At 64.3% G+C, this 23,894-nt stretch carries 19 protein-coding genes and 1 pseudogene; 8 read left to right on the top strand and 12 right to left on the bottom strand.

Going from position 1 to position 23,894, the window contains the following annotated elements; genetic code table 11:
• Nucleotides 1-16 precede the first annotated feature (16 nt).
• Entirely contained in the window at nucleotides 17-1,528 is a 1,512-nt protein-coding gene (locus ACWTU9_RS02195) for a malonate--CoA ligase (RefSeq protein ID WP_455856886.1), read from the top strand.
• Nucleotides 1,529-1,577: 49 nt separating this feature from the next.
• On the opposite strand, the gene ACWTU9_RS02190 is transcribed toward ACWTU9_RS02195, so the two are convergent.
• From ACWTU9_RS02190 to ACWTU9_RS02165, 6 genes and pseudogenes are all read right to left on the bottom strand, one after another.
• The gene (locus ACWTU9_RS02190; protein WP_455856885.1) at nucleotides 1,578-3,635 is read right to left on the bottom strand and encodes an ATP-binding cassette domain-containing protein; all 2,058 of its coding nucleotides are present in this window, start codon (nucleotides 3,633-3,635) and stop codon (nucleotides 1,578-1,580) included.
• 59 nt (nucleotides 3,636-3,694) lie between these two features.
• Nucleotides 3,695-4,794: pseudogene (locus tag ACWTU9_RS02185) on the bottom strand (NAD(P)/FAD-dependent oxidoreductase).
• Between the two features lie 9 nt (nucleotides 4,795-4,803).
• Nucleotides 4,804-5,979 carry an N-acetylglucosamine-6-phosphate deacetylase gene (gene nagA / locus ACWTU9_RS02180; protein ID WP_455856884.1) on the bottom strand — a complete coding sequence of 392 codons (1,176 nt, stop codon included), beginning with the start codon at nucleotides 5,977-5,979 and terminating at the stop codon, nucleotides 4,804-4,806.
• Nucleotides 5,976-7,007, bottom strand: a complete 1,032-nt coding sequence (locus tag ACWTU9_RS02175; protein WP_454587580.1) for an SIS domain-containing protein — start codon at nucleotides 7,005-7,007, stop codon at nucleotides 5,976-5,978. The genes nagA and ACWTU9_RS02175 overlap by 4 nt, the downstream gene beginning before the upstream one ends.
• Complete coding sequence (locus ACWTU9_RS02170) at nucleotides 7,004-7,786, bottom strand: GntR family transcriptional regulator (protein ID WP_455856883.1); 783 nt, start codon at nucleotides 7,784-7,786, stop codon at nucleotides 7,004-7,006. The genes ACWTU9_RS02175 and ACWTU9_RS02170 overlap by 4 nt, the downstream gene beginning before the upstream one ends.
• A complete protein-coding gene (locus ACWTU9_RS02165) occupies nucleotides 7,783-8,661 on the bottom strand; it encodes a BadF/BadG/BcrA/BcrD ATPase family protein (RefSeq protein WP_455856882.1) in 879 nt (292 codons plus the stop codon). Before ACWTU9_RS02165 ends, ACWTU9_RS02170 begins: the two co-directional genes overlap by 4 nt.
• 198 nt (nucleotides 8,662-8,859) lie before the next feature.
• Between ACWTU9_RS02165 and ACWTU9_RS02160 the strand changes: the two genes are divergently transcribed.
• From ACWTU9_RS02160 to ACWTU9_RS02135, 6 genes are all read left to right on the top strand, one after another.
• Nucleotides 8,860-9,816: an N-acetylmuramic acid 6-phosphate etherase gene (locus tag ACWTU9_RS02160; RefSeq protein WP_454587583.1), complete on the top strand. Its 957-nt coding sequence runs from the start codon at nucleotides 8,860-8,862 to the stop codon at nucleotides 9,814-9,816.
• 1 nt (nucleotide 9,817) lies between these two features.
• Entirely contained in the window at nucleotides 9,818-11,077 is a 1,260-nt protein-coding gene (locus tag ACWTU9_RS02155; protein WP_436257783.1) for an extracellular solute-binding protein, read from the top strand.
• Between the two features lie 229 nt (nucleotides 11,078-11,306).
• On the top strand, nucleotides 11,307-12,236 hold the full coding sequence (locus ACWTU9_RS02150) for a carbohydrate ABC transporter permease (RefSeq protein WP_455856881.1): 930 nt from the start codon (nucleotides 11,307-11,309) through the stop codon (nucleotides 12,234-12,236).
• A 10-nt stretch (nucleotides 12,237-12,246) separates the two neighbouring features.
• Nucleotides 12,247-13,086 carry a carbohydrate ABC transporter permease gene (locus tag ACWTU9_RS02145; RefSeq protein ID WP_454575885.1) on the top strand — a complete coding sequence of 280 codons (840 nt, stop codon included), beginning with the start codon at nucleotides 12,247-12,249 and terminating at the stop codon, nucleotides 13,084-13,086.
• Nucleotides 13,083-14,144, top strand: a complete 1,062-nt coding sequence (locus ACWTU9_RS02140; protein WP_455856880.1) for a Gfo/Idh/MocA family protein — start codon at nucleotides 13,083-13,085, stop codon at nucleotides 14,142-14,144. The genes ACWTU9_RS02145 and ACWTU9_RS02140 overlap by 4 nt, the downstream gene beginning before the upstream one ends.
• Before the next feature lie 15 nt (nucleotides 14,145-14,159).
• A complete protein-coding gene (locus tag ACWTU9_RS02135) occupies nucleotides 14,160-15,158 on the top strand; it encodes an ABC transporter ATP-binding protein (protein WP_455856879.1) in 999 nt (332 codons plus the stop codon).
• A 124-nt stretch (nucleotides 15,159-15,282) separates the two neighbouring features.
• Here ACWTU9_RS02135 and ACWTU9_RS02130 read toward each other — a convergent pair whose 3' ends face one another.
• The 6 genes from ACWTU9_RS02130 to ACWTU9_RS02105 form a co-directional block, all read right to left on the bottom strand.
• Entirely contained in the window at nucleotides 15,283-16,176 is an 894-nt protein-coding gene (locus tag ACWTU9_RS02130) for an ROK family protein (RefSeq protein ID WP_455856878.1), read from the bottom strand.
• Nucleotides 16,173-16,973 (bottom strand): alpha/beta fold hydrolase, encoded by an 801-nt coding sequence (locus tag ACWTU9_RS02125; protein WP_455856877.1) that lies wholly within the window; start codon nucleotides 16,971-16,973, stop codon nucleotides 16,173-16,175. The genes ACWTU9_RS02130 and ACWTU9_RS02125 overlap by 4 nt, the downstream gene beginning before the upstream one ends.
• Nucleotides 16,970-17,806 carry a sugar phosphate isomerase/epimerase family protein gene (locus ACWTU9_RS02120; RefSeq protein ID WP_455856876.1) on the bottom strand — a complete coding sequence of 279 codons (837 nt, stop codon included), beginning with the start codon at nucleotides 17,804-17,806 and terminating at the stop codon, nucleotides 16,970-16,972. The genes ACWTU9_RS02125 and ACWTU9_RS02120 overlap by 4 nt, the downstream gene beginning before the upstream one ends.
• A complete protein-coding gene (locus ACWTU9_RS02115) occupies nucleotides 17,806-18,885 on the bottom strand; it encodes a Gfo/Idh/MocA family protein (RefSeq protein ID WP_455856875.1) in 1,080 nt (359 codons plus the stop codon). The genes ACWTU9_RS02120 and ACWTU9_RS02115 overlap by 1 nt, the downstream gene beginning before the upstream one ends.
• A gap of 14 nt (nucleotides 18,886-18,899) precedes the next feature.
• Nucleotides 18,900-20,099 (bottom strand): ROK family transcriptional regulator, encoded by a 1,200-nt coding sequence (locus ACWTU9_RS02110; protein WP_455856874.1) that lies wholly within the window; start codon nucleotides 20,097-20,099, stop codon nucleotides 18,900-18,902.
• A gap of 437 nt (nucleotides 20,100-20,536) precedes the next feature.
• Complete coding sequence (locus ACWTU9_RS02105; RefSeq protein WP_455856873.1) at nucleotides 20,537-22,345, bottom strand: dipeptide ABC transporter ATP-binding protein; 1,809 nt, start codon at nucleotides 22,343-22,345, stop codon at nucleotides 20,537-20,539.
• A gap of 190 nt (nucleotides 22,346-22,535) precedes the next feature.
• Between ACWTU9_RS02105 and ACWTU9_RS02100 the strand changes: the two genes are divergently transcribed.
• Nucleotides 22,536-23,894, top strand: a complete 1,359-nt coding sequence (locus ACWTU9_RS02100) for an LLM class flavin-dependent oxidoreductase (RefSeq protein ID WP_455856872.1) — start codon at nucleotides 22,536-22,538, stop codon at nucleotides 23,892-23,894.

Here is a 23,894-nt window from a genome sequence, read left to right as displayed (position 1 = left end):
GCGCTAGGGAAGACGCATGAGCAATCACCTGTTCGACGCCTTTCGCGACCGCATGCCGGCGCCCGAGCCCACCCTGATGGAGACCGATGACGGGCGTTCGATCCGTTATGGCGACATGCTGGTGCGGTCGGCACAATTGGCGCAGGCGCTAAAGCATTTCGGCGTCAGGCCGGGCGACCGCGTCGCGGTACAGGTCGAGAAAAGTCCCGAATGCATTTTCCTTTACCTCGCCTGCCTGCGCGCCGGCGCGGTCTTCCTGCCGCTCAACACGGCCTACACACTGACGGAGCTCGGCTATTTCTTCGGTGATGCCGAACCGCGCCTGGTCGTTTGCGACCCGGCGCGGGCAGGCGATATCGCGCCGTTGGCGCAGGCGTCGGGCGCCGTCACCGTCACGCTAGGCAGCAACGGTGAAGGCTCGCTGACCGAACTGGCTGCGCAACAGGCCACGGATTTCGACGATGTGGCGCGCGGGCCGGACGATCTGGCCGCAATCCTCTACACGTCCGGCACCACCGGCCGCTCTAAGGGCGCCATGCTCAGCCACGAAAACCTGGCCTCCAATGCGCGCGTGCTGGTCGAGCAATGGCGCTTCACCGGGGATGACGTGCTGATCCATGCGCTGCCGATCTTCCACACGCATGGCCTGTTCGTCGCCACCAACGTCACCCTGATGGCCGGCGCTTCCATGCTGTTCGAGCAGAAATTCGACGCGAGCCGCATCGTCTCGCTTCTGCCGCGCGCCACGGTGCTGATGGGCGTGCCGACCTTCTATACCAGGCTGTTGCAGCAGGAGGGACTGGACTCCCACGCTGCGAAAAACATCCGCCTGTTCGTTTCCGGCTCGGCGCCGCTGCTTGCCGAAACGCACAAGGCCTGGCGCGAACTGACCGGCCACGCGATCCTCGAGCGCTACGGCATGACCGAGACCAACATGAACACGTCCAACCCCTATGAGGGCGAGCGCCGCGCCGGCACGGTCGGTTTCCCGTTGCCCGGCGTTTCGCTGCGCATAGCCGATCCCGACAGCGGCGCTGCCCTTGGCCAGGGTGAAGTCGGCATGATCGAGGTGAAAGGGCCGAATGTCTTTTCCGGCTACTGGCGTATGCCGGAGAAAACCAAAGCGGAATTCCGCGACGACGGCTTCTTCATTACCGGCGATCTCGGCATCATCGACATTGACGGCTATGTCCATATTGTCGGCCGTGGCAAGGACCTGATCATTTCCGGCGGCTACAACATCTACCCGAAGGAGGTCGAGAGCGAGATCGACGCGCTTGACGGCGTCTCGGAAAGTGCGGTCATCGGCGTTGCCCATCCCGATTTCGGCGAAGGCGTCACCGCTGTCGTGGTGCGGGCGCCGGCCTCGCAAATCACTGGCCCCGAGATCGTTGACGCCATCGCCGGCCGGCTGGCGAGATATAAGCATCCCAAGCAGGTCATCTTCGTCGACGAGCTGCCGCGCAACACGATGGGCAAGGTGCAGAAGAGCCTGTTGCGCGACACCTACAAAGGCCTCTACGGCTGATCGGAAGCCGGCTAAATAGATCGGCTGTTCGCGGTTCGGCAGTGTCGCCTTACTTGCGAGGCCTCACGCTCCGCGTGCCAGATCCCCACAGAGCGCGATTAAGCAAGCTGCGTTTGCGGTTGCGCGGAATGAGGTCGACATCGCTGACGAGCTTGGCGCCGCCCTCACGCCTTTCCAGGGTGATCTTGCGGCTGTGGAAGGCTTCGAGCTCCGCGCGGTGCGCCACGCTGATGATGGTGACATCAGGCAGTTCGCGGATCACCGTCACCATCATCGTGTCCTGGCTCTTCTCGTCGAGCGCCGAAGTCGCTTCATCCAGCACCACGATATCGGGGCGATGCAGCAGCAGGCGCGCGAAGGCGAGGCGTTGCTTTTCGCCACCCGACAGCGTCTGGTCCCATGGCGCGTCTTCCCTGATCCTGTCGGTGAGATAGCCAAGCCCCACCTTGTCGAGGGCAGCCTTGATCTGCTTGATCGTCCACTTGTCCGCCGCCGCGGGATAGGCGACCGCGCGGCGAAGCGTGCCGGTGGGGATGTAGGGGCGTTGCGGCAGCATGAACAGGCGCCTGTCGGCGTGGAAATTGACGCTTCCGCCGCCCCATGGCCACAGGCCCGCGACGGCCCGCACCAGTGTCGACTTGCCTGAACCAGATTCGCCGGCAACCAGCACCCGCTCGCCCGGCTCGATCACGACCTCGGTTTCCTTGACCACGGAGGTGCCATCGTCGAGTGTCACGGAAAGATTGTCGAGGCTGAGGATGGCGCCGTCTTCGGTTTCGCCCCGGTTGATGCGTCCGAGCGCATCGCTCTGCTCGGCGCGCTCGAGCCCGTCGAGCGACATCATCAGCGAGGCAATGCGCCGCGCGGAGGCGTTCCAGTCGGCGAGACGCGGATAGTTGTCGACCAGCCAGCCGAACGCGCCTTGCACGATGCCAAAGGCAGACGCCGCCTGCATCACCTCGCCAAGCGTCATCGAGCCTTCGAGGAATTTTGGCGCGCACAGCAGGATCGGCACGACCGGCGCAAACAGGCTCGATCCCTGCGACACCGCCGCCGTGCGCATGTGCTGTCCGGTCAGCAGCGCCCATTGCCTCAGCACATGGCCGAAATTCCTGTCGATGCCGCCGCGCTCCTCCTCCTCGCCGCCCAGCAAGGCGATGCTCTCGCCGTTTTCGCGCACGCGCGTCAGCGTGTAGCGCAGTTCGGCCTCCGCCTGGTTCTTCCGCTCGGAGAGTTGGACGAAATTGCGGCCGATGACCACCATCGAGGTCGAGGTGATGGCGGCATAGATGATCGCGGTGATGACCAGGAAGCCGGGAATGGTGATGCTCTCGCCGCCGATCGGCAGGGTGAGCGCGCCGCCGATGGTCCACAGCACGACGATGAAGGTCGAGGCCGACAGGAACGCGTTGAGGACGCCGGCGATGAAATCGACCGGCGACTCGGTGGCGATGCGCAGATCCTCGGTCATGCGGGCCTCGGGGTTCTGGTGGTCGCCGCCCACGAGGTTCAGCTGGTAGTAGCGGCCGTTTGCCAGCCAGCGCGCGACGACCCCGGTAGTCAGCCAGGAACGCCAGCGGCGCTGGATCGTCATGCGCAGGTAGACCTGCGCGACGACAAGGCTGCCGCTGCAGATCACCAGCGGCACGAATACGGCGCTGAGGAAATAGACTGTGCGGGCGCTGCGCTGCTCGAGGGCATCGAACATCGAGCGGTTCCAGACATTGATGCCATACTGGAAACCGATGTTGATGCAGATCAGCAGCAGCACTCCGATCGTGAATGGCCAGGCGAGCCGGTCGCCGCGCCGGCTCCAGTAGCCGCGCGCGCTGATCCAGAAACGCCGCAGCAGGTATTTCTTGCGCGCCTGCTCAGCCTCTTCGGGCGTCAGCTGCGGATCGGGTTCGATAGCTTCCGGCGGCGGCCCCGCCTGGCCGTCGACCTCCGGCGCCGGGTCGGCGGGCGTTGGTTTCTTTTCGCGCGGCTCCTCCTCGCCCGTTCGTCGGGCGTGCGGCTTTTGTCGTGACGGCTTTTCCCGGCGCGACTTCGGGGCATCGCTCGGTCTGATGCCGTCGGTCGGTTTCGATTTGGGTTTCGCCTCGGACATACGCACCGACAACGGCCTCAAAATCAAAAGGTTTCATGGCGTGAGATGGCACCATCTCGTCATTCCAGGCTGAGCAGGTCCACGACATGGTCAGCGATCGCCAGGCTTGCCGTCAGACCGGGGCTTTCAATGCCGAACAGATTGACGATCGGCCCAGAGCCATGGTCGGACGGCCCCTGGATCACGAAGTCGGCAGCCGGCTGTCCCGGACCGGACAGTTTTGGCCTGACGCCGGCATAGGCCGGTTGCAGGGCGTCGTCCGCAAGGCTGGGCCAGTAGCGCCGGATCTCGTCATAGAAGGCAGCACTTCGGTTGGGATCGACGGTATAGTCGACGCGATCGATCCATTCGACATCCGGGCCGAAGCGGGCGCTGCCACCAAGGTCGAGGGTCAGGTGCACACCAAGGCCGCCATGGACGGGCACCGGATAGATCAGCCGCGAGAAGGGCGAGCGGCCGGACAACGAGAAGTAATTGCCGCGCGCCAGCCATAGCGGCGGAACGAGGTCTTGCGGGAAGCCTTCCATGCGTCTGCCCAATGCCTGGGCATCGAGGCCGGCTGCGTTGATAAGGGCACCGGCCTTGCCCGGAACCCCTCGCCATTGGCGTCACGCGTGTCGATCCGAATCCCGTCGGCTTCGATGGCCGCGCCGGCGACGGCAGTGAGCAAGGCGACGGAGGCGCCGGCCGCTTCCGCATCACCGCGCAGAGACAGCATCAGTGCCTGGCTGTCGACGACGCCGGTCGACGGCGACAGCAGCGCGCCGGCGCAGGTCAGCGCGGGTTCGAGGCTTTCGGCCTCTGCGCGCGTCAGAAGCGTGAGGTCAGCGACCCCGCTTTGCGTTGCGTTGATCTGGATCGCCCGCAGCCTGTCCAACTGGTCAGGTTCGACGGCAACGATCAGCTTGCCGGTGCGCCGGTGGGCGACGCCATGCTCGCGGCAACGCTCGCGGCCCTCGACGCAGAGCCGGGCCTTCAAGCTGCCCGGCGCATAGTGGAGCCCGGCATGGATGACTTCCGAGTTGCGCGAACTGGTTCCCGTGCCGATGGCGTTGGCCTTTTCGACCACCAGCACCTCGCGGCCGGCCAGCGCCAGCGCACGGGCAATGGCGAGGCCGACAACACCGGCGCCCGCGACAATGCAATCGACATCATGCATGGGCAGACTTTAGCGTGAACCGCTGCTGCCTGCAAAAACCCTTTCGCCGCCGATCCACACGCCCTTGACGTCGAGGTTGTCCGACAGGGCGACGATATCGGCCGCCGTGCCGTTGGCGAAGCGGCCGAGCCGGTGCGCCTGGCCGAGCGCCTGCGCCGGATAGAGCGAGGCCATGCGCAATGCCTCCGACAGGTCCAGCCCGACGATCCTGTGCACATACCGAACCGCCGAGATCATATCGAGATCGGCGCCGGCCAGTGTGCCGTCGGCCAGCCGGAGGCTGCCGTCCTTGCGGTAGATGATGCGGCCGTTGAGGGTGAACGAGGTCATGTCGGTTCCGATCGTCGCCATGGCGTCGGTGACCAGCACGACCCTGCCCGGTCCCTGTTTGGCGCGCAGCGCGATTGCCATGGTGGCGGGATCGACATGGATGCCGTCGGCGATGATGCCGGCTGACAGACCGCCTATGTCGATGGCCGCACCGGCCAGCCCCGGCTCGCGGTTGCCGATCTGGCTCATGGCGTTGAACAGATGGGTGACCACGCTGGCGCCGGCGTCGGCAAAGGCTCTGGCCGTGGCATAGCCGGTGTCGGAGTGGCCGAGGCTGACGACGATGCCGGCCTTGATGAGTGCGGCGACGCGGGCAGGCTCGACGGATTCGGGCGCGACCGTCGTCAGCAACACCGGCAAATTTTTGCGCGCGGCGATCAGTGCCGCCTCGTCGGCATCCGTCATCGGCCGGATCAGCGCCGGGTCATGCGCACCCTTTCGCGCGATGGAGAGATGCGGTCCTTCGAGATGCAGGCCCAGAAATCCGGGCAGCTTCTGCCGCGCCGCCTCGGCGCCGGCGGCAATGGACGCGGCGGTGATTGCGGGCGTGTCGGTAATCAGCGTCGCCAGCAGCGCCGTGGTGCCGAATGGCGCATGCGCCCGGCAGATGGTTGCGAGCGAGGCGACATCGGGATGGTCGTTGAGCATGACGCCACCGCCGCCATTGACCTGCAGGTCGACGAAGCCCGGCGCAAGCATGCCGCCTCCAGTGTCGATGCGGGCAACCCCGGACGGAATGGCGCCGACGGCATGAATGCCTTCGACCACATCGCCCTGCACGACAAGGGCTGCATTGTCGTGCCAGTCATCGCCGTCGAAGATGCGGGCGCCAGTCAGGGCAAAACGGTCGCTCATACGGTTTCCGTCACCTTGCGCAGATTGCGCGGCACATCCGGATCGAGGCCGCGATGGCGTGCGAAGGCCTCGACGAAGCCGTAGAAGGACACGATCAGCGTCAGCGGGTCGGTCAAGGGATGGCCGGTGGCGACGTGCGGCAGCGGCCGTGCACTCCTCGACTTGTCCGAGGTGACAAAAACGGCGGCGCCCTTGCCGGCAAGGTTGTCGGCGGCTTCGGCCACGGACGGCTCGGAGGCATCGCGGGCGGCCAGCGCCAGCACCGGAAAACCCGGACCGACCAGCGCCAGCGGGCCGTGCATGACTTCGGCGGCACTATAGGCCTCAGCATGCATGCCGCAGGTCTCCTTGAACTTCAGCGCCGCCTCGTTGGCCATCGCCGCTGACGGGCCGCGGCCGAGGATGAACAGCGATTGCGGCGTTTCCAGCGCGCCGGCCAACGCCATCCAGTCGCAGGCGATCGCCTCGCTGAAATGCTCGGGCAAGCGGGCAAGGGCGGCCAGCAGCTTGTCGTCGCCGGTGCAATGCGCCATCAGCGCCAGGCCGGCGACCGCCGAATTGACGAAGGTTTTTGTCGCCGCGACACTGCGTTCGGGCCCGGCCAGGATGTCGATGGCAAAATCCGATGCACGCGCCAGCGGCGAATCGGCGGTGTTGGTGATGGCAACGGTGAGCGATCCGCCCGCCCGCGCCGTTTCGGCCATGGCGACAATGTCGGGGCTCTTGCCCGATTGCGAGATGGCCAGGCAAGCCGAGCCGGCGAGCTTGAGCTTGGCGCCGTAGATCGACGCGATCGACGGGCCGACCGAAGCAACGGCAAGACCGGCGGTCAGTTCGACGGCATATTTCATGAAGGTGGCGGCATGGTCGGACGAGCCGCGCGCGACGGTGACGACAAAGCTCGGATCGCGCTCGCGAATACCGCGCCCGGCCTCGGTCAGCACTGCTGCCGAGCCGTCGAGCAGGCGCGCGACGGCTTCGGGGATTTCGTCGATCTCGCGCCGCATGTGAGTTGTTTTGGGGATCATGGTCGGCCCTCTTCGCTCGGCCCTGTCAGGCGCAGTTCGGCGACGAAATCATAGGCGTCGCCCCGGTAGATGGAGCGGGTGAATTCGATCACCTTGCCGCTCGCGAGATAGGAAATGCGTTCAATATGCAGGCCGGCAATGCCCGCCGGCACTTCGAGCAGGCGCGCGTCTGTGTCGCCGAGATTGGCGGCCGAAATGCGCTGCACCGCCCGCACCGGGCGGTTGCCGGTCAGTTCCAGCGCCGCATAGAGCGAGGAACCGATCCCGGCCGGATCCGGCAGCACGCTGGCCGACAGCGAGGCACGCTCTATAGCCAGCGGCGTGTCGTTGGCGATGCGCAGGCGCGCCACCCGCGCCACCAGTTCGTTCGACGACAGGCCGAGCACCATCATCTCGTCGGGCGAGGGCGCGTAGAGGCCGCGGTCGAGCCAGGCCGAACGCACGGCCATGCCGCGCCGGGCCATGTCCTCGGTGAAGGAGGTGAGCCTGGACAGCGACTGCTCGACGCGCTCCATGCGCGGCGCGACAAAGGTGCCGGAACCATGGCGTTGGACGAGGATGCCGCCCTTGACCAGATCCTGCACCGCCTTGCGCACGGTGACGCGCGAAATGTCGGCCTTGGTCGCGATGTCGCGCTCGGAGGGAAGCGCATCGCCCGGCCCGATCAGGCCGCGATTGACGGCGTCCTCGATGCTCTTCCTCAGTTGCAGATAGAGCGGCGCACCGCTCTGTGACGACTGCTTCAGCGTGGCGAAGATCTGGTCGGCGGCCTCGCTCATCGCGCCGCCTCCGCTTTGGCGAAGATGCGCGCCGCCATCTGCACGGCGCCGCCCAGCGCATCGTCGAGTGGCGGTTTCAGCAGCGCCTGGTAGCGCTGGGAAAGGCGCGACGCATAAAGCGGCGCCAGCCCGCCGAGGAGGCAGAGCGGGGCATCGTGCGAAAGATCGAGTGCGCCGAGCGAGGCCTCGACATCGGCAACCGCCTTGTCGACGATCCAGTTGGCGACGGCGTCTCCCTTCTCGGCGTGCTCGAACACTTTGGGCGCGAAGCCGCCGAAATCGCCGGGTTTGGCGTTGGTGGTGAATTCGACCACGTCTTCGGGATTGTTGCGGAAGGTCGCCATCATGCTGTCGGTCAAGGGCGAGCCCGGGCGGACACCGTCATGGGCAAGCAGCGTCTGTTCAAGCAGGTCGCGGCCGATGCGGGCGCCGCTTCCCTGGTCGCCGACCTGGAACCCCCAGCCGCCAATGGCGCGCGACGTGCCACCCTTGCGCGCCATATAGGCAGTGCCGGTGCCGAGAATGGCCATGGCGCCGTCACCCGAGCCGACCGCGCCTTCGAGCGCGATCTCGGCATCGGTCTCGACGCGGCTGATGCTGAACGGCAGGATCGCTTCGAGCTGCTGCCGGTAAGTCCCGACATTGGCGCCGGCAAGGCCAAGAATGGCTGGTGTCTGCGGGATCTGGTCCGGGTCCTGCCCGGCAGCGATGAACGCCTGCCGTGCCGCCTCGACAATATGGGTGCGAGCCCCAGTCAGATCGGTGCGGATGTTGGCCGCGCCACTTTTGGCGCGGCCAATGACAGCGCCATTGCCTGTCGCAAGGGCTGCCCTGCAGCTGGTGCCGCCGCCATCGATACCGAGCACGAAATTCACGCGATTTCTCCTCGGGGCGGATAATACCAATAAAATACCAATAGCCAAGGATTAATTTCCGTTTCAAAAAGATTAAGGCGTATTTTATTGAAAATCCTAGGCATTTTGTCGACTCGGCGATTTCTGACACCCAAATCCGTTAATGCGTGTGGACAAGTGGTATTTTTTTGGTATTGTTCCCTCATCGGAGGTACAGGGATGGCCGAACCGCGCACCGAAGCGCTTCACAGGAATGCCGAGGGACTGGACATCCAGGCCCCGGACACCATCCTTTCTTCCTTGGTCAATGCACAGATCGAGGCCGCCAAGGCCGTCCGCGACGCCATTCCCGCCATCGCTGCCGCAGCCGAGCTCATTGCCGGCCGGCTGAACGGCGGCGGCAAGCTCGCTTATGCGGCCGCCGGCAGCTCCGGCCTGATGGCACTGGCCGACGCCCTGGAATTGCCCGGCACTTTTGGCATCAAGCGCGAGCGCATCGTCATTCTGATCGCCGGCGGCGACGAAGCTTTCAAGACATTGGCCGGTGGGCCGGAAGACGACACCGACGAAGCCTCGGCGGCAATCGCCGGCGCCGGCATCGGCAAGGGCGACTGCCTGATCGCGATTTCGGCCAGCGGCTCGACGCCGTATGCGGTCCAGGCGCTGAAGGATGCGCGGAGCCGAGGAGCGGCGACCATCGCCATCGCCAACAACAAGAACACGCCGCTGTTCAAGCTGGCCGACGTCGCCATCCTGCTGGAAACGCCGCCGGAGGTGATTGCCGGCTCGACGCGCATGGGCGCTGGCACAGCGCAGAAGATCGCGCTCAACATGCTGTCGACGCTGACCGCCATCCATCTCGGCCACGTCCATGACGGCTACATGGTCAATCTCACCGCCGACAACATCAAGCTGCGCGACCGCGCGGCACGCATCGTCGCCGCCATCAGCGGTCACGACAGGCAAGATGCCGCGCGCCTGCTCGAAGCGAGCGGCGGCGTTGTCAAGACAGCCATTCTGCTCGCCGCCGGCGCCGCCAACGCCGATGTGGCCGAGAAGATACTGGAAAGGACCGGCCAGAAGCTCAGGCCAGCCCTTTCCGCGATCGAGGGGAACAAGGGCGCGAAGGCCCCTGTTCTCAAAACCGAACCTGAAAAAGGTCAACAGGGAGACTAGCATGACAACGAAACTACTGACGGCACTGCTTCTCGGCACCAGCATTCTCGGCACCGCCGGGCTGGCTCACGCCGCCGACGTAACGCTCAACATCGAAAGCTGGCGCGGCGACGACCTCACCATCTGGAAGGACAAGCTGATCCCGGCCTTCGAGGCCAAGAACCCCGGCATCAAGGTGGTGTTCGCACCGTCGGCTCCGACCGAGTATGACGCCGCTCTCGGCGCCAAGCTCGCCGCCGGCTCGGCTGGCGACCTGATCACCTGCCGCCCATTCGACAAGTCGCTCGAACTGTTCAAGAAGGGCAACCTGGCCGACCTCTCGGCACTGCCCGGCATGGAAAACTTCTCGCCTGTCGCCAAGGCGGCCTGGCAGACCGACGACGGCAAGTCGAGCTTCTGCGTGCCGATGGCCTCGGTCATCCACGGCTTCATCTACAACAAGGATGCCTTCGACAAGCTCGGCATCAAGGTGCCGACGACGCGTGACGAGTTCTTCGCCGCGCTCGACAAGATCAAGGCCGACGGCACCTACATTCCGATGGCGATGGGCACCAAGGATCTGTGGGAAGCCGCGACCATGGGCTATCAGAACATCGGCCCGAACTACTGGAAGGGCGAGGAAGGCCGCGCAGCGCTCATCAAGGGCGAGCAGAAGCTGACCGACGCCGACTGGGTCGCGCCCTATGCCGAACTGGCCAAGTGGAAGCCATACCTCGGCGACGGCTTCGAAGCCCAGACCTATCCGGACAGCCAGAACCTGTTCACCCTCGGCCGCGCCGCCATCTACCCGGCCGGCTCGTGGGAAATCGGCCTGTTCAACACCCAGGCGCAGTTCAAGATGGGCGCCTTCCCGCCGCCGGTCGAGAAGGCCGGCGACACCTGCTACATCTCGGACCATACCGATATCGGCATGGGCCTGAATGCAGCCTCGAAGAACGCCGATGCAGCCAAGACCTTCCTGTCCTGGGTCGCCTCGCCGGACTTCGCCACCATCTACGCCAACGCACTGCCGGGCTTCTTCAGCCTGAATTCCAGCCCGGTGAAGATGGAAGACCCGCTGGCGCAGGAATTCGTCTCCTGGCGCGACAAGTGCAAGTCGACGATCCGCTCGACCTACCAGATCCTGTCGCGCGGCACGCCGAACCTCGAAAACGAGACCTGGGTTGAATCGGCCAACGTCATCAACGGCACCGATACGCCGGAAGCTGCCGCCAAGAAGCTGCAGGACGGCCTCGACAGCTGGTACAAGCCGGGCAAATAAGAGCTCACAGACAGACCGGCCGGGCGCGTGCCCGGCCGGCCTTTACATTACAGATTGCGATTGTCGGCGCTGCCTCTCGGCCTTACCCTTTTGTCTTGTGGGGAAAGGCTGGCTGACCAGTCGCAGGCCTTCGTCCTGCCCATGCCGGGCAAGGACACCGGGGCCGTGCATCGAGGCAACATCTGGCATCGACACCCTTTGGAACCGAGAGACCGCGGGGACCGCACTCATGGCCGCAGAAACACGACCGAAACGACCATTCCGCTGGCATATCGGCATCTTCCTGGCGCCGGCGCTGCTGGTCTATACGGCGATCATGATCCTGCCGCTGGCCGGCACGCTGCAGCTGTCGCTGTTCCGCAACATCGAGCAGCACCAGGTCTTCGTCGGCTTCGATAATTTCCGCACCTTGTTCGGCGATTCCAACTGGTCGGTGAATTTCTGGAATGCGCTGAGGAACAATGTCTGGTTCTTCATCATCCACATGCTGGTGCAGAACCCGATCGGCGTCATGCTGGCGGCCTTGCTGTCCAGCCCCAGGCTGAGGTTCGCCGCCTTCTACCGCACGGCGATCTTCGTGCCGACCATCCTGTCCTTTGTCATCGTCGGCTTCGCCTGGAAGCTGATCCTTTCGCCGTTGTGGGGCGTGGCTCCGCATCTGATGGACCTGGTCGGCCTGAAAAGCTTCTTCACGCCATGGCTCGGCAAGGAACAATATGCCCTGACCGCGCTCAGCCTGATTTCGGTGTGGCAGTTCGTCGGCATTCCGATGATGCTGATCTATGCGGCCCTTTTGTCGATCCCCGAAGAGGTGATCGAGGCAGCGGAGTGCGACGGCATCACCGGCATGTCGCAGTTCTGGAAGATCAAGCTGCCGCTGATCCTGCCGTCGATCGGCATCATCTCGATCCTCACCTTCGTCGGAAATTTCAATGCCTTCGACCTGATCTACACCGCGCAAGGCGCGCTCGCCGGGCCGAACTATTCGACCGACATTCTCGGAACCTTCCTCTACCGCGCCTTCTTCGGCTTCCAGCTGCAGGTCGGCGATCCCAACATGGGTGCTGCGATCGCCACGATGATGTTCCTGATCATCCTCGGCGGCGTCTGCGTCTACCTGTTCCTCGTCCAGACGCGCCTGCGTCGCTACCAATTCTGAGGAGCGAGAGATGAGCACCGCAACCCGTTCGCTGCCCCGCACCATCGGCGCCCACGCGATCTTGCTGACCTACACAGTGATCGCGCTGTTCCCGGTGATCCTGGTCATCATGAATTCGTTCAAATCCCGCGCCGGCATCTTCAGCGAGCCGCTGACGCCGCCGACGCCAAAAACGTTCGACCTGATCGGCTACAACACCGTGATCGGCCAGGGCGACTTCATCCACTATTTCCAGAACAGTCTTGTCGTCACCGTCGCCTCGCTGTTCTTCGTGCTTCTGTTCGGCGCCATGGCGGCGTTCGCGCTGTCGGAATATCGCTTTCGCGGCAACACGCTGATGGGGCTTTATCTCGCGCTCGGCATCATGATCCCGATCCGGCTCGGCACCGTCGCCATCCTGCAATTGATGGTGGCAAGCGGACTGGTCAACACGCTGACCGCGCTGATCCTAGTCTACACCGCACAAGGCCTGCCGCTGGCCGTCTTCATCCTGTCGGAATTCATGAAGCAGGTGTCCGACGATCTGAAGAATGCCGGCCGCATCGACGGCCTGTCGGAATACACCATCTTCTTCCGGCTGGTGCTGCCGCTGGTGCGGCCATCGATGGCGACGGTCGCCGTCTTCACCATGATCCCGATCTGGAACGATCTATGGTTCCCGCTGATCCTGGCGCCGTCGGAAGAGACCAAGACGGTGACGCTCGGCGCGCAGCTCTTCCTCGGCCAGTTCGTCACCAACTGGAACGCCATCCTGGCAGCACTCTCGCTGGCGATCATGCCGGTACTGATCCTCTACGTCATCTTCTCGCGGCAGCTGATCCGCGGCATTACTTCCGGAGCCGTCAAGTGAGTTTAGAAAAACCCCTTCGCGTTGTTGTCGCCGGGCTCGGCAATATGGGCCGCAGCCATGCGCTGGCCTATCACACCAATCCGGGCTTCGAGATCGCGGCACTCATCAACCGCTCCGACGTGGTGCTGCCGGGCGGCCTTGCCGGCCACGAAATTCGACGCTCCTTCGACGACGCATTGCGTGACGAAAAGCCCGATGTCGCCTGCATAGCCACCTATTCCGACAGCCATGCCGACTATGCGGTGAAGGCGTTCGAGGCCGGCTGCCATGTCTTTGTCGAAAAGCCGCTGGCAACGACGGTTGCCGACGCCAGGCGCGTCGTTGCAGCAGCCAAGGCCAACGGCAAGAAGCTGGTGATCGGCTACATCCTGCGCCATCACCCGTCCTGGGTCCGGCTGATCGCCGAGGCACGCAAGCTGGGCGGCCCTTACGTGTTCCGCATGAACCTCAACCAGCAGTCCTCAGGCCCGACCTGGCAGACGCACAAGCAGTTGATGCAGACGACGTCGCCGATCGTCGATTGCGGCGTGCACTATCTCGACGTGATGCTGCAGATCACAGATGCGAGGCCGGTCGAGGTGCGCGGCATGGGACTGCGGCTGACCGAAGAGATCGCGCCGACCATGTACAATTACGGCCATTTGCAGGTGCTGTTCGATGACGGTTCGGTCGGCTGGTACGAGGCCGCCTGGGGACCGATGATTTCCGAAACCGCCTTCTTCGTGAAGGACGTGATCTCGCCCAATGGCTGCGTGTCGATCGTCATGAAGGAGGGCGTCAAGTCCGACGACATCGACACCCACACCAAGACTTCGACCATCCGCCTGCACAGTGCGGCGACTGGCGCCGACGGCAGGTTCGCCAGGCCGGACGAGATGCTGTCGATGGAGGGCGAACCTGGCCACCAGGATCTATGCGACCTCGAACAGGCCTTTGTGCTGAAGGCGATCCGGGAAGACATCGACCTCACCAGGCATATGGACGATGCGGTGAAATCGCTCGCCGTCTGCCTTGCCGCCGATGAGAGCGTGCGCAGCGGCGCCGCCGTCAAACTCTAGAACAAGGACGAAGCCGTGGGCTCGCTGGTAATCGAGAATGTGAAGAAGGCCTTCGGGCCGGTCGAGGTGCTGAAGGGCATCAACCTCGAAGTGAATGACGGCGAATTCGTCGTCTTCGTCGGCCCGTCGGGCTGCGGCAAGTCGACCTTGCTCCGGGTCATTGCCGGGCTCGAGGATTCGACTTCGGGTCGCGTGGTGATCGACGGCGCCGATGTTTCGGCCACGCCACCCGCGAAACGCGGCATCGCCATGGTGTTCCAGACCTATGCGCTCTACCCGCATCTGACGGTGAAGAACAATATGGGCCTCGGCCTCAAGCAGGCCGGCACGCCGGCCGCCGAGATCGACCGCCGCATCGGCATCGCTTCCTCGATGCTGTCGCTGGAACCCTATCTCGAAAGGCGGCCGGCGGAACTTTCGGGCGGCCAGCGCCAGCGCGTCGCCATCGGTCGCGCCGTGGTGCGCGAACCGAAACTGTTCCTCTTCGACGAGCCCTTGTCGAACCTCGATGCCGCGCTGCGTGTCAACACGCGGCTGGAGATCGCGCAATTGCATCGCCGGCTGAAGGCGACGATGATCTACGTCACCCACGACCAGGTCGAGGCGATGACGCTGGCCGACAAGATCGTCGTGCTCAATGCGGGTAAGATCGAGCAGATCGGCGGACCGATGGAACTCTACAATTCGCCGGCAAACGAGTTTGTCGCCGGCTTCATCGGCTCGCCGAAGATGAACTTCATCGATGGCGCGCGTCTTGGCGAAACGGCCAAGACAATCGGTGTGCGGCCAGAGCATCTGAAGGTCGATGCCAAGTCCGGCGCCTGGAAGGGAACGGTGGTGCACGCCGAGCATCTCGGCGCCGACACCAATCTCTATCTCGACTGCGAGAAGGCCGGGCTGATCACCGTGCGCATCTTCGGCGTCTATGACGCGGAGCCGGGCGCGACGCTTTATGCAACGCCCGAGCCGGGCAAGACCTACCGGTTTGCGGCGGACGGGAAGACAATCAAGTAATCCACTGCTAGAGCAATTCCAGGAAAAGTGTGTAGCGATTTTCCGTCCGGGATTGCGCAAAAACAAAAAGTTAGAGCGGGTCAGCGATTCCGTGAAACGCTGAACCGCTCTAGGCACTCGGCGATCACACCGCGCCGAGCAGCACCGCCCCGTGAATAGCCGCCTGCCAGCCCAGGGCCGCCCAGCGTATGTCCAGGGGCTGGACAACAAGCGAATGCGGCAGGCTGTCGGCGATGTGCTGCTTGAGCGTATGGCGGGGGTAGGCCTTCATATCGACAATGCCGCCGCCGATCAGGATCGTCTGCGGGGAAAACAAGGCGGCCGCTGTTGCGATGGTCACCGCCTGCTGCCAGACGATCTCGTCGAGCCATTCGCGCAGCGACGGCGGCTGCCCGGTCGCCGAAAACAGCTCGGCCACCGGGATATCGTAGTCCGTCGCGAGGTCGACGAGCGTTGCCCCCGAGGCATAGGTCTCGACCCGGTTTGGCAGCCCGCTCTCGTCGGGCCGGTAGATCGGCATATGGCCGATTTCAAGCGCCCAGCCGCCACCCCTGAAGATGCCTTCCTTGCCAAGATAGGCCGCACCGATGCCGGTGCCGAGATAGACCGCCAGCACCTCCCTTTGCCGCTTCACCGCACCGGCGACGCTTTCGCCCAGCAATTGCAGCACGACATCGCGCTCGAGGCGGACCGGGATGCCTAGCTTAGAGGCCAGTTCCGTGCCTAGCCGGATGCCGTTAAGCTCGGGAATGTTGGCCGTGTGCAGCACCGTGTCGAAATCCCGGTCGATGAATCCAGGCACGGTCGCGACGACGCGCCGGGGTGTGAGTCCGGCATCGCGGCAGGCAGCGGCGACGGCATCGGCCAATCCCGCAACCGGCGCGCCCTGGCGCAGTTGCGCGGTGGGGTAGGTGCGGGCAAAATCCACCGGGATGCCATGGTCGGCGAAGCCAACTTTGACCGACGTTCCGCCGATCTCGACCACGGCGATTGCGTCATCCGTCGTTTGATCGGTCATGCGAGCGTTTCCAGAAATTCCGAAAGACAGGCGCGGAATTCGCGTCGGTATGCGGCGCGATCCTGCGACTTTGCGGTGATGGTGCAAAGCCGGGCCGACGGAATGAGCCCTGCCAGCGCCCGCGCGTCGGCCAGTCGATGGACGAGGTCATGGTCATGGCCGATGACCAGGGTCGGCACAGCGATAGCGCGAATATCGCCCTCGCTCACACCGGGGCCATCGCCCGCGATCGCCACCAGCAGTCTGCCGAACAGAACCGGGTCCGGGCGATTGAAGAAGCCTTGCAGGCTGTTGAGATTGTCCGGCGCCAGCCTAGCCAATTCAGCCGATACAGGGCTTTCATCGAACAGGCGCCTAGCGTCTTCGGGCGAATGGCGCATGAGGAGATCGCCAACCACCGCATAGGGCTTCATATTGGGCGGCGCAGCCTGCGCCACCCAGGCAGGTCGGGCCAGCACCAGCGCACGCACCCGGGCCGGCCGGTGCACTGCCAGACGCAACGCCAGCGCAGCTCCCATCGAGATGCCGCCGACGACGGCCGGGCCTATGCCGAGATCGTCGGCCAGCGCTTCAACGTCCTTGGCAAACGTCGCGATCGAAAGCTGCTCGGCCGGCCCGTAGCCGGATCCGCCCTGGCCCCGGCATTCGAGCGTCACGCGCCGTGTCTGCGGCAGATCGGGAAACACGTCGGCGACCTGCGCGTCGTCGCCGCCCAGCCCATGCTGGAAGATGACGGGAAGGCCGGTGCCGACGTCCCGGTAGGCAAGATCGGCGCCGTCGCGGCTAAAGGTCTTCACGCTCTGTCGCTCGCTTCCAGCACGCTGCGCAAAAAGGCGCGGACGTCAGGCGCCTCGGCCTCGGTCAGTCCATGCGTGATCAGGGAGCCCCCAAAGCCGGCGGCTTTCAGGCGGCCGATGAAATGCGGGAAGTCGACGACGCCCATCCCTGCGGCGGCAAAACTGCCATCGGCATGGCGGTCCTTGGCATGAGCCATGCCGATCTCGGCGGCCAGCAGATCGACAGCCTCGTCGATCAGGCGACGACGCTCTGCTGCATCGGCCACTTCGAACAGATTTGCCGGATCAAGAACGATGCGCAGGCGCTTGCTGTTCATTTCGTCGAGCAGGCGGCGCGCGGCTTGTGCGCTGGAAACGACATTGGCCAGTTCCGGCTCGATGCCAAGCTCGATGTCGAAGCGTTCGGCGATTGCGACCGCCGCTTCCATCTCCGTGCGAAGATCGCTCCAGGCGGCCTCGCTGGCATTGTCGGGATGCCAGCGCCATTGATCCTGCGCATCCCTGGTGCCGGTGCAGAGTGTGATCAGACGCGTGCCCATATCGGCGCATGACGCGGCCAGCACTTCGAGCCGGGCAAGCCCCTGGACGCGAACCGAGCGATCGGGATGGATCATGTTGTAGGTTCCGGACACCGCCGCGATAGAAACCCCTGTTTGCTCGCTTGCCACCGTAATGGATCGGGCCGCATCGGGCTCGATGCTGTCCGGCATGGACGGCAGGCCAAGGCACGCCATGTTGAACTGCGCCGCGGCGTAGCCGGCATCCGCGACCGCGCGCAGCACCGGCAAGGCGCCGCTGGCAGCGAAGGTCTTTGCGAAGATACCAAGCTGCATCAGACGACCCCGTCGACATCGGCGAGGCTGACGGCGCGGCCGCCGGCAGCGGCGGAGCGCGCGATGGCCGCCATGCCCCTGACGGATGCGATGCCGTCGTCTATGCCGGCGCCGACCATGGGCGCGCCGTTCAGCACCACATCGGCAAAGCCTTCGAGCTGGCGGCGATAGAAGTGACCGTCGGCGCCAAGTGTACGATGCCAGCTGCCATCGGCCTCGCGAAAGATGTCGACCTCGCTGCTCTTGTAGTACCAGGGGTTATAGGTCTTCGCGAGAACGCTGCCGTTCTGGCCGTAGATCTGGAACCCTTCATGCCAGTCCATGCGCACGGCGACAGTCAGGTCGAGATGACCGATCGAACCGTCGGCGAAGATGGTGGTGACGAACCAGCAATAGGCGCCGTAGCGCTCGGTGAGCCGGGCTTCGACCGCCTCGATCGGCCCGTGCAGATGGCGCGCTGTGTCGAGGAGGTGGCTGCCATGCGCCAGCATATAGTACTGGCGCAAATCCGCCTTGGGATTGACGGAAGGCTTGCGCGCCTTGGCGCTGGTGATGATGAGCGGCTGCACCGCATCGGTCATGGGGTAGCGGTGGGTGCTGTCGCAATACCAGCCCTTGAACGCCAGCCGCTCGCCCATCTCGTCGTCGACGAAGGCCTTTGCCGCCTGGATGCCGGGATCGAAGCGCTTCATATGGCCGACCTGCAGCACCTTGCCGCTCTTGTCGATCGCGGCTCTCAGCCCTTCAACCTCCTCGACCGAAATACCCAGCGGCTTTTCGCACAGCACGTGCTTGCCGGCATCGAGCGCCAGTTCCGCAGCCTTCACGTGAAACGTGTCCGATGTCGCGATGATGACGGCATCGAGGTCGGGATCGGCAAGCATCTGGCCATAGTCGGCATAGGATTTTTCAGGCGCGTAAGTCGCGGCCATCCTGTCGCGCAGATCGTCGGCGACATCGCAGATGGCATAGAGGTCGGCGTTGCGCGCCTTGGCGCAGGATTCGAAATGCGCCGCCTGCGCAATCGGGCCGCAGCCGAGCACGCCGACACGCAGCCGCTTTTCGTCTTTGCGGGGCATGGAATCTCTCCTGATTAGCGCGCGGCAAGGCCGCGAAGTTGAAATTGCGGATCGCCCGACAAGGCTGCCTGGTGCAGCAGGCAGGCAGCGCCCAGGGCCGGGCCGTCGGCGCCGACGCGCGACAGTTCCACCGTGGGAGCGGGATAACCTTCGGCCAGGAAGTCCGACAGGAACGCTTCCACCTGTTCGGCGACAAAGGGATAGACGGCATTGACCGAGCCGGAGAGGATGATGCGCTCCGGCTGCAAGGTGCAGGTCAGCATCGCCAGCCCACGGCCGAACCAGATCGCCCAGTCGCGCGCGGTGGCGACGGCTGCCGTATCGCCGCCGGCGAGTGCCGCGACAAACTCGTCCACACCCGCGCGCCGTCCGCTTATGTGGAAGTAGCGAGCCAGCAAAGCATCCTTGCCGACATAGGATTCCAGCCGGCCCGGGCGCTTCGCGTCATAGACAAAACCCTCGTCGCCGATGCGCAGATGTCCGATTTCGCCCGCGCCGCCGAGCCGGCCGCGATGCAGCCTGCCGGTATTGATGATGCCACCCCCAACGCCGTTCTCGATCAGGATGACCAGAGCATCCTCGCCGTCCCTTCCCGGCTGCGTGCCGTATGTCTCAGCCACCGCGACGGCATTGGCATCGTTTTCCAGGAGAATCGGAAACTCGTCGCCAAAGGCATTGCCCAAAAGCTCGGCGAGATTGACCCCGTGCCAGCCAAGGATGGTGGCATGATACGAAACGCCGTCGGCGGCGGGGAAGCCGGGCACAGCGACATTGAGCCCGTAATGACGCGTGCCCTTAGGCAATTGCGACCGGATCTCGGCGACGAGCTCCCCGATGATGGCGACCGCAGCTTCAGGCATGCTGCCCGGTCCGGCAAATGCCTTAGAGGCGCTGGCACGCAGTCTGCCGGCAAGATCGACAGCGACAGTGGCGATCCAGTTCACGCCGATATAGGCGCCGAGGAAGAAGCCGCCATCGCCTTCGATCTCGACCAGGATACCGGGGCGGCCGACCCGGCCCTCGCCGTCCTGCTCATCATCCGTTCCGTCCGACCGCTCACGCGCCAGACCGGCTTCGGTCAGGCTAAGCACCAGGGCGCCGGTGGTCGAGCGGGTCAGGCCGAGGTCGCGTGCGAGCGCTGCCCGGCTCAACGCGCCGGCACGAAACAGCGCCGCAAGGGCCCGCGTTTCATTCGGCCGAATATCGGTCGACACCAGCACGTTCTCCATCCACGATTTGTTTGATAGGCATACTAATTGACTTTCATGCCGGTTTGAAAGAACCAAAGTGGGGCCGATGCAACTAAATTTTTATCACTCCGAGCCGAATGGACCCACGTTTCAAAGGACGATTTGCACTAAAAACTTACAAATTTGCCGCTGATCGTCGACGGCCTCAGCCACAACAATATCGGCCAGCGCCCTGTGACATGGGCTTCGAGACCATCATGGCGCTGGACAAGCTGAGCAAGGACGGCACGAGCGAACCGCTCATCAAGACCGGCACTGAAGTCTGCACGCCGGAAGACGCGTTGACGACCTGCGGCAAGGTCGCCAACGGATCAGGCCTCCCCCGCCTGTCCTCCGGCCGCATCGGCTGGGGGACTTCACTTCGAAGGCAGGTTTGTCAGTTGACCTGGCCCGCTTCGCAATCAGCGATTGCTGGTGTCTCTCCAGCAGGCGATCAGATGACCGTCGCCGGCCTGCCTGACGGGTGGTTGCGCCTTTCGGCAGTCGGGCAGGGCCACAGGACAGCGGCTGGCGAAGGAGCATCCTGAGGTCTCGGTGTCCTGCGCCGCGAGATCAAGCTGAGCCGGAGCTTTCGGCGCCGTCTCGTCCGAGGAGGCTGCCAAAAGCAGTTTCGTATAGGGATGGTTGGAGCCGCGGAAAATCTGCTCGGATGAGCCAATCTCAACCAAGCGGCCGCGATACAACACGCCGATCCTGTCGGCCATGTAGCGCACCACCCTGAGGTCATGGCTGATGAACAGATAGGTCGTGTCCTTGTCGCGCTGCAGGTCGTTGAGCAGATTGAGCACGGTCGCCTGCACGGAAACGTCGAGCGCCGAGGTCGGCTCGTCCAGCACGACGAGCTTCGGCACGCCAGCGAAGGCACGCGCAATGGCTGCCCGTTGCCGCTGGCCGCCGGACAGGGATCGCGGCTTCTGATCGACCGTGGCGGCGGCAAGGCGAACCGAGGCCAGAAGGTCGCCGACACGCTGCTTCACGTCACCGCGACCGAGGCCAGCCAATCGCCGCAGCGGACGGCCCAGAATCCTGCCGATCCGCTGGCGCGGATTGAGCGTGCGGTCGGGCGACTGGAAGACCATCTGCACGTCGCGCCGTTGACTCAGGCTTCTTTTCTCGACGCGCGGCGCGACAGGGCGGCCAAACAGCTCGACCGATCCGGCGTCCGGCACCTGCAGGCCGGTGACGATCCTTGCCAGTGTCGACTTGCCTGAGCCGGATTCGCCGATCAGCCCGAACGTCTCGCCCTGGCCTATGTCTAGGTCGATATCGTGCAGCACGGCCTGGGCGCCGAAAGCATGGCTGATGCCTTTGCAGGCGACGGCGACCGGACGCGCGGCTTCCGGCTGATCACTGTGGACAGGCAGACGAGCCGACGGGCCGGCTGTGTGCGTCTCGGCCAGCCTGCCGTCGTGCTTGGTGAAGTTGAGCGCCGGGATCGAGGCGATCAGCGCCTTGGTGTAGGCGTGAACAGGGTTCTCGAAGACATCGTTCGCGATGCCGCTTTCAACCACCGTTCCCGACTGCATGACGGCCACCCGGTCGCAGGCGCGGCGCACCATGTTGATGTCGTGGCCGATCAGGAGAACGCTGGTTTTGTGGTCGCGCCGCAAATCCTGCAGGATGGCGATGACCTCGGACTGGACGCTGGCGTCGAGCGCCGTCGTCGGTTCGTCGAGCACCAGCAGCGACGGGTCGAGCGCAATCGCAATGGCGATGTTGGCGCGCTGCTGCATGCCGCCAGAGAGTTCATGCGGGTAGAGATCGAGCACCCGTTCCGGATTGCTCACCCTGACGCGGCCGAGCAGTTCGGTGGCGCGCGCCCGGGCCTCGTCCTGACGAACCGGGCGGTGCCGCATGATCGTCTCGGTGATCTGCCGGCCGATGGTCATGGCCGGGTTGAGCGCCGCGCCCGGATGCTGGTAGACGGCCGCGATGCGATCGCCTCGCAGCCGACGCAGCTGTTCGCCGGAGAGATCACGGATCTCGCGGCCCTGGAATTCGAGCGCGGACGCAGCGATGCGGGCATTGCGCGGCAGATAGCGCAGAATAGCGAGTGCCACCGAGCTCTTTCCCGATCCGGACTCGCCGACAAGGCCGAGTGCTTCGCCTTCGCCAATCGTAAGCGAGACGCCATTGACGGCCGGATGCGATCCCCGGCGCCCGTCATAGGCGACGGTGAGCTGCTCGACCTTCAGAACCGATGACGACATGACTTTTGAAACCACTTTCTTCCGGCGCGGCCTTCGGGGGCAATCGCTTTCGCTTACGCAACATATAATCTCTATAAAATTACTCGAATAACGTTTGAGCGCAATCTACCTTTCATCGCTCTGGAGAGATTGTCGCAGCCGCTCGAGGCATCCCGACGGTCCGCTGGAGCAATTCTGGAAGGAGACCGGCATGGCACTGGACCACATGATCCTCAGCGCATTTTTCTTCAATCCGCAGGGCGATCACCGCATGTCATGGCGCCATCCGCGCGCGCCAGGCCGAGAGGTGCTGGACTTCGAATTCTACCGCGATCTCGTGCAGGCGGCCGAGCGCGCCCGGATCGATACCATCTTCGTCGCCGACCATGTCGCGATCTGGGATTCAGTGCAAAGCGGCGTCGCGCACTATGCCAATGCCCGTCTCGAGCCGCTGACGCTGCTATCGGCGCTCGCCGGCGTGACCAAACATATCGGCCTGATCACCACGGCATCGAGCTCCTACAGCGAGCCCTATAATGTCGCGCGCATGTTCGCCTCGCTCGACCATATCAGCAAGGGCAGGGCGTCATGGAACGTCGTGACGTCGGCCATGGACGAGGAGGCCCGCAATTTCGGCCGCGACGGCAACATCGAGCATGCCTTCCGCTATGAACGCGCCACCGAATTCCTCGATATCGTCAAGGCGCTTTGGGACAGCTGGGAAGATGAGGCGCTGCTCATCGACAAGGCAACGGGCTATTTCGCCGACCCAGACAAGGTCCATCCGATCGACCACAAGGGCAAGCATTTCAAGGTTCGGGGGCCGCTCAACGTCTCACGTCCGCCGCAAGGTCACCCGCTGATCGTCCAAGCCGGCTCGTCCGAGGACGGCAAGAATTTCGCGACTGCTCACGCCGACGCGCATTTCGCCATCTACAGCAGCAAGGAAGACGGCATCAAATATCGGCAGGACATCAACGAACGCCTCGCCCGCTATGGCCGCAAGCCCGAGAGCTTCAAGATCCTGCCGGGAATCCTGCCGATCGTCGCCACCTCCGAAGCGGAAGGACGCGAGCGGCAGGAGTATCTGCAGAGCCTGCTGCCCGACCGAGTCGGCATCGATCTCCTGTCCAGCTGGAGCGGCGTCGATCTCTCGGTCTTCCCGCCGGACGGCCCGCTGCCGCCGCTGCCGGACGAGAGCACCTTCAATGGCGGCCGCACTTCGCTGAACCGCGTCAGGGAATGGTCGAAGCAGAACCTCACTCTGCGCGAGATCGCCCGCAAGCTCGCCAACAGCGGTTCGGTGCCGACCGTCGTCGGCACGCCTAACCAGATCGCCGACCAGTTGCAGGACTGGTTCGAGGCAGGTGCTGCCGACGGGTTCAACCTGATGTTCCCGCTGCTGCCGGAGGACTGGGTGAATTTTGCCGAACAGGTCGTGCCCGAGCTGCAGCGCCGCGGCGTGTTCCCCACCGAATATGCGCCGGGAACGTTGCGCGACCGCTTTGGCCTGGCACGGCCGGCCAACCGCTTTGCCGAACAGCGCGACAATGCGCGCGCCGTATCCTGA

Source organism: Mesorhizobium sp. 128a, assembly GCF_053848025.1.
The sequence above is the reverse complement of the archived record's forward strand: the minus strand, read 5'-3'. Positions and strand labels throughout refer to the sequence as shown.

Coding starts and splice junctions, on each gene's coding strand:
- ACWTU9_RS02195 (WP_455856886.1), top strand. CDS start 17: ATGAGCAATCACCTGTTCGACGCCTTTCGCGACCGCATGCCGGCGCCC.
- ACWTU9_RS02190 (WP_455856885.1), bottom strand. CDS start 3,635: ATGTCCGAGGCGAAACCCAAATCGAAACCGACCGACGGCATCAGACCG.
- nagA (WP_455856884.1), bottom strand. CDS start 5,979: ATGAGCGACCGTTTTGCCCTGACTGGCGCCCGCATCTTCGACGGCGAT.
- ACWTU9_RS02175 (WP_454587580.1), bottom strand. CDS start 7,007: ATGATCCCCAAAACAACTCACATGCGGCGCGAGATCGACGAAATCCCC.
- ACWTU9_RS02170 (WP_455856883.1), bottom strand. CDS start 7,786: ATGAGCGAGGCCGCCGACCAGATCTTCGCCACGCTGAAGCAGTCGTCA.
- ACWTU9_RS02160 (WP_454587583.1), top strand. CDS start 8,860: ATGGCCGAACCGCGCACCGAAGCGCTTCACAGGAATGCCGAGGGACTG.
- ACWTU9_RS02155 (WP_436257783.1), top strand. CDS start 9,818: ATGACAACGAAACTACTGACGGCACTGCTTCTCGGCACCAGCATTCTC.
- ACWTU9_RS02150 (WP_455856881.1), top strand. CDS start 11,307: ATGGCCGCAGAAACACGACCGAAACGACCATTCCGCTGGCATATCGGC.
- ACWTU9_RS02145 (WP_454575885.1), top strand. CDS start 12,247: ATGAGCACCGCAACCCGTTCGCTGCCCCGCACCATCGGCGCCCACGCG.
- ACWTU9_RS02130 (WP_455856878.1), bottom strand. CDS start 16,176: ATGACCGATCAAACGACGGATGACGCAATCGCCGTGGTCGAGATCGGC.
- ACWTU9_RS02120 (WP_455856876.1), bottom strand. CDS start 17,806: ATGCAGCTTGGTATCTTCGCAAAGACCTTCGCTGCCAGCGGCGCCTTG.
- ACWTU9_RS02115 (WP_455856875.1), bottom strand. CDS start 18,885: ATGCCCCGCAAAGACGAAAAGCGGCTGCGTGTCGGCGTGCTCGGCTGC.
- ACWTU9_RS02105 (WP_455856873.1), bottom strand. CDS start 22,345: ATGTCGTCATCGGTTCTGAAGGTCGAGCAGCTCACCGTCGCCTATGAC.
- ACWTU9_RS02100 (WP_455856872.1), top strand. CDS start 22,536: ATGGCACTGGACCACATGATCCTCAGCGCATTTTTCTTCAATCCGCAG.